We start from the raw sequence: 3,896 nt of genomic DNA on the forward strand, positions 1-3,896 counted from the left end.
TCGACGAGGTCATCACCGGCTTCGGCCGCCTGGGCGCGCCGTTCGCGGCCACCAAGTTCGGCGTCACGCCCGACCTGATGACGGTCGCCAAGGGCCTGACCAACGGCGCGGTGCCGATGGGCGCGGTGTTCGCGAAGCAGCATGTGCACGATGCCTTCATGAACGGCCCCGAGCAGGCCATCGAGTTCTTCCACGGCTACACCTACTCGGCGCACCCGCTGGCCTGCGCCGCGGCACTCGGCACGCTGGACACCTACGCCGACGAAGGCCTGCTGACGCGCGGTGAAGCCATGGCGCCCACCTTCGAGCGCGCGGTGCATTCGCTGAAAGACCTGCCGAACGTGATCGACGTGCGCAACCTGGGCCTGGTCGGCGGCATCGAGCTCGCGCCGATCGACGGCCAGCCCGGCAAGCGCGCGTTCTCGGTCTTCCTCGACTGCTGGGAGAAGGGCCTGCTGATCCGCACCACCGGTGACACGATCGCGTTGTCGCCGCCGCTGATCATCGAGAACAAGCACATCGACCAGCTGATCGGCACCTTGTCCGACGCGATCAAGCGCGCGGCCTGAACATGCCCCCTCCTTTCAACCGCACACCAAAGGGCATTGCCTAGCGCCTACCGTATGAGCTTCCTGAGCGCCGACAGCGATCTCACCCGCCACTCGTACTACGCCGCGACCGTGCAGCGGACGGCGGGCTTTCCCATGCTGTCGTCGTCGCTCGACTGCGATGTCGCCGTCGTCGGCGGCGGCCTCGCGGGGCTCTCGGCAGCGATCGAGCTGGCCGACCGCGGCTACCGCGTCGCGCTGCTCGAAGCCCGTGAGGTCGGCTGGGGCGCCTCGGGCCGCAACGGCGGCCAGGCCATCGCCGGCCTCGCCTGCGAGCAGACGGTGATCGAGGACCAGCTCGGCCTCGACGCCTCGCGCCAGGTGTGGGCGATGACGCTCGAGGCGCTTGATCTCATCCACCAGCGCTGCAAGCGTTTCTCGATCGACTGCGACTGGCAATCCGGCTACCTGAGCCTGGCCATCAACTCGCGCAAGGCGCGCGAGCTGCACGACTGGCACGTGCTGATGCGCGAGCGCTACGACCACGACACCACCTGGATCACGCCGGCCGAGCTGCCGCAGTGGATCGCGAGCCCGCGTTTCCACAGCGGCGCTCACGATGCGCGCTCCGGCCACCTGCATCCGCTGAAGTACAGCCTGGGCCTGGCACGTGCCGCGGCGAGCGTCGGCGTGCAGCTGTTCGAGCAGTCGCCGGTCACGTCGATCACGCCCGGCCCCACGGTGCGGCTGACCACGCCGCAAGGCGAAGTGCGCGCGAAGCACGTGCTGCTCGCCGGCAACGTCTACCTGCAAGGCCTCGCGCCGCAGCTCGAACGCCGCATCATGCCGGTCGGCACCTACATCGTGGCCTCGAAGCCCGTCGATCCGGATCTCGCCCGCTCGCTGATCCCGTCGCGCGCGGCGGTGTGCGACACCAACTTCGTGCTCGACTACTTCCGCCCGACGCCCGACCACCGCATGCTGTACGGCGGGCGCGTCAGCTACAGCACCAGCACACCGCTCAACCTCGCGGCCAGCATGCAGCGCCGCATGGCGCGCAGCTTCCCGCAGTTGAAGGACACCGCGGTCGAGTTCTCGTGGGGCGGCTTCGTCGACATCAGCATGAACCGCGCGCCCGATTTCGGGCGGCTGCCCACCGAGGGTGCAGCCGCGGCCTCGAAACCGCACCACGACAACATCTACTACCTGCAAGGCTTCTCGGGCCACGGGCTCGCGTTGACGGGCCTCGCCGGCAAGCTCGTCGCCGAGGCGATCGACGGCCACGCGGCCCGCTTCGACACCTTCGCGAAGCTGCGCCACCGCACGTTCCCCGGCGGCCCGCTGCTGCGCACGCCGGCCCTCGTGATGGGGATGGCGTACTACCGCCTGAGGGACATGCTGTGAGGTGGCTGCCGATTGACTTTGCATTCGGCGCGGGCACACTCATTGCTCCTCTTGCGCTGTCTCTTGTGTTCTGTCTTGCGTTGCCAGTAAGCCCAGTGTGTTGCCGCTCAACAAGCGACGCGCAGCAAGCCCAATGAAAACACTGAACAAGCCGGTCGTCCTGATTCCCGCGTGCAACCGAATGGTCGGGCAGCACCCCTTCCACATCGCCGGCAAGAAATACATCGACGCGGTGCGCCTGGCAGGCTGCCTGCCGCTGGTCGTGCCCTCGTCCACCCCGGCCGAGATCGACGAGTTGCTCGACGTCGCCGACGGCGTGCTGCTCACCGGATCGCCATCGAACGTGCACCCGAGCCACTTCGGCGAAGAGGTGCGCGACGCCACGCTGCCGCTCGACCGCGACCGCGACGACTGGACGCTGCCGATGATCCCGCGTGCGCTCGAGCGCGGCATCCCGCTGTTCGCGATCTGCCGCGGCTTCCAGGAGGCCAACGTCGCGCTCGGCGGCTCGCTGCACCAGGCCGTGCAGGAGGTGCCGGGCCAGCGCGACCACCGCGGCGCGCCGCATTTGAAAGACGCGCCGCCCGAGGTCGTCTACGACTTCGCGCACGAGGTCACCGTGGTGCCCGGCGGCACGCTCGCCGGCATCATCGAGAAGCCCGCCTTCCAGGTGAACTCGGTGCACGGCCAGGGCGTCAACAAGCTCGCGCCGGGCCTGCGCGTCGAGGCCCGCGCGCCCGACGGCCTGGTCGAGGCCTTCTCGATGGCCGAGGCCAAGTCCTTCAACCTCTGCGTGCAATGGCACCCTGAATGGCAGGCCGCGCAGAACCCGATCTCGCTGCGCCTGTTCAAGGCCTTCGGCGCCGCCTGCCAGTCGTTCCGCGACCGCCACCGGGAGCCGCACCGCGACCCGGACCGTTAGGTGCGTTCCACCCTGCCCTGACGCTCGACCCAACCGCAGGTCATCCTGGCTTGCGGCCAACGAAACAAACAGGTGATCCCATGGTGGACAAGAACAACTTCAACTTCAGCGACCTCGAGCAGTGGCTCAACGACCGCCGCGTGACCGAGATCGAGTGCCTGGTGCCCGACCTCACCGGCGTGGCCCGCGGCAAGATCCTGCCGCGCGAGAAATTCACCGAGGACCGCGGCATGCGGCTGCCGGAGGCGATCGTCGCGATCGGCGTCACCGGTGAATTCCCCGAGGAAGGCCCGTACTACGACGTGATCCACGCGACCGACCGCGACATGCACCTGCGGCCGGACCCGAGCACGGTGCGCATCGTGCCGTGGGCGGTCGACCCGACCGCACAGGTCATCCACGACTGCTTCGACCGCGACGGCAAGATGATTCCGTACGCGCCGCGCTCGGTGCTGCGCAACATCTGCGACCTGTACGCCGCCGAGGGCTGGGACCCGGTGGTCGCGCCCGAGCTGGAGTTCTACCTGATCGAGCGCAGCACCGACCCGAACCAGCCGCTGCGCCCGCCGAAGGGCCGCAGCGGCCGCGCCGAGACCTCGCGCCAGGCGTACTCGATCGATGCGGTGAACGAGTTCGACCCGCTGTTCGAGGACATCTACGCGTACTGCGAGCAGATGGAGCTGAACGTCGACACGCTGATCCACGAGGTCGGTGCCGGCCAGATGGAGATCAACTTCTTCCACGACCACCCGCTGGGGCTGGCCGATGAGGTGTTCTTCTTCAAGCGCACGATCCGCGAGGCCGCGCTGCGCCACSAGATSTACGCCACCTTCATGGCCAAGCCGATGGCCAACGAGCCGGGCAGCGCGATGCATGTGCACCAGAGCATCGTCAGCAAGCTGACCGGCAAGAACATCTTCAGCAACGAGGACGGGTCGCCGTCGAAGGAGTTCTTCTGGTACATCGGCGGGCTGCAGAAGTACACGCCGGCGGCGATGGCGCTGTTCGCGCCCTACGTCAAC

Annotated in this window: 4 protein-coding genes; all 4 read left to right on the top strand. The window is 68.1% G+C overall.

Going from position 1 to position 3,896, the window contains the following annotated elements:
- On the top strand, window positions 1–569 hold a 569-nt coding region (locus tag AC1D15_RS21100; protein ID WP_477827504.1), incomplete at its 5' end, for an aminotransferase class III-fold pyridoxal phosphate-dependent enzyme.
- A gap of 54 nt (window positions 570–623) precedes the next feature.
- The gene (locus AC1D15_RS21105; RefSeq protein WP_477827505.1) at window positions 624–1,952 is read left to right on the top strand and encodes an NAD(P)/FAD-dependent oxidoreductase; all 1,329 of its coding nucleotides are present in this window, start codon (window positions 624–626) and stop codon (window positions 1,950–1,952) included.
- A gap of 133 nt (window positions 1,953–2,085) precedes the next feature.
- The gene (locus AC1D15_RS21110; RefSeq protein ID WP_477827506.1) at window positions 2,086–2,874 is read left to right on the top strand and encodes a gamma-glutamyl-gamma-aminobutyrate hydrolase family protein; all 789 of its coding nucleotides are present in this window, start codon (window positions 2,086–2,088) and stop codon (window positions 2,872–2,874) included.
- Between the two features lie 80 nt (window positions 2,875–2,954).
- On the top strand, window positions 2,955–3,896 hold a 942-nt coding region (locus tag AC1D15_RS21115; RefSeq protein WP_477827507.1), incomplete at its 3' end, for a glutamine synthetase family protein.

Source organism: Rhizobacter sp. P2_H2, assembly GCF_056403375.1.

What these genes read in the sequence shown, in the direction of transcription:
- AC1D15_RS21105 (WP_477827505.1), top strand. Translation starts at nt 624, where the DNA reads ATGAGCTTCCTGAGCGCCGACAGCGATCTCACCCGCCACTCGTACTAC.
- AC1D15_RS21110 (WP_477827506.1), top strand. Translation starts at nt 2,086, where the DNA reads ATGAAAACACTGAACAAGCCGGTCGTCCTGATTCCCGCGTGCAACCGA.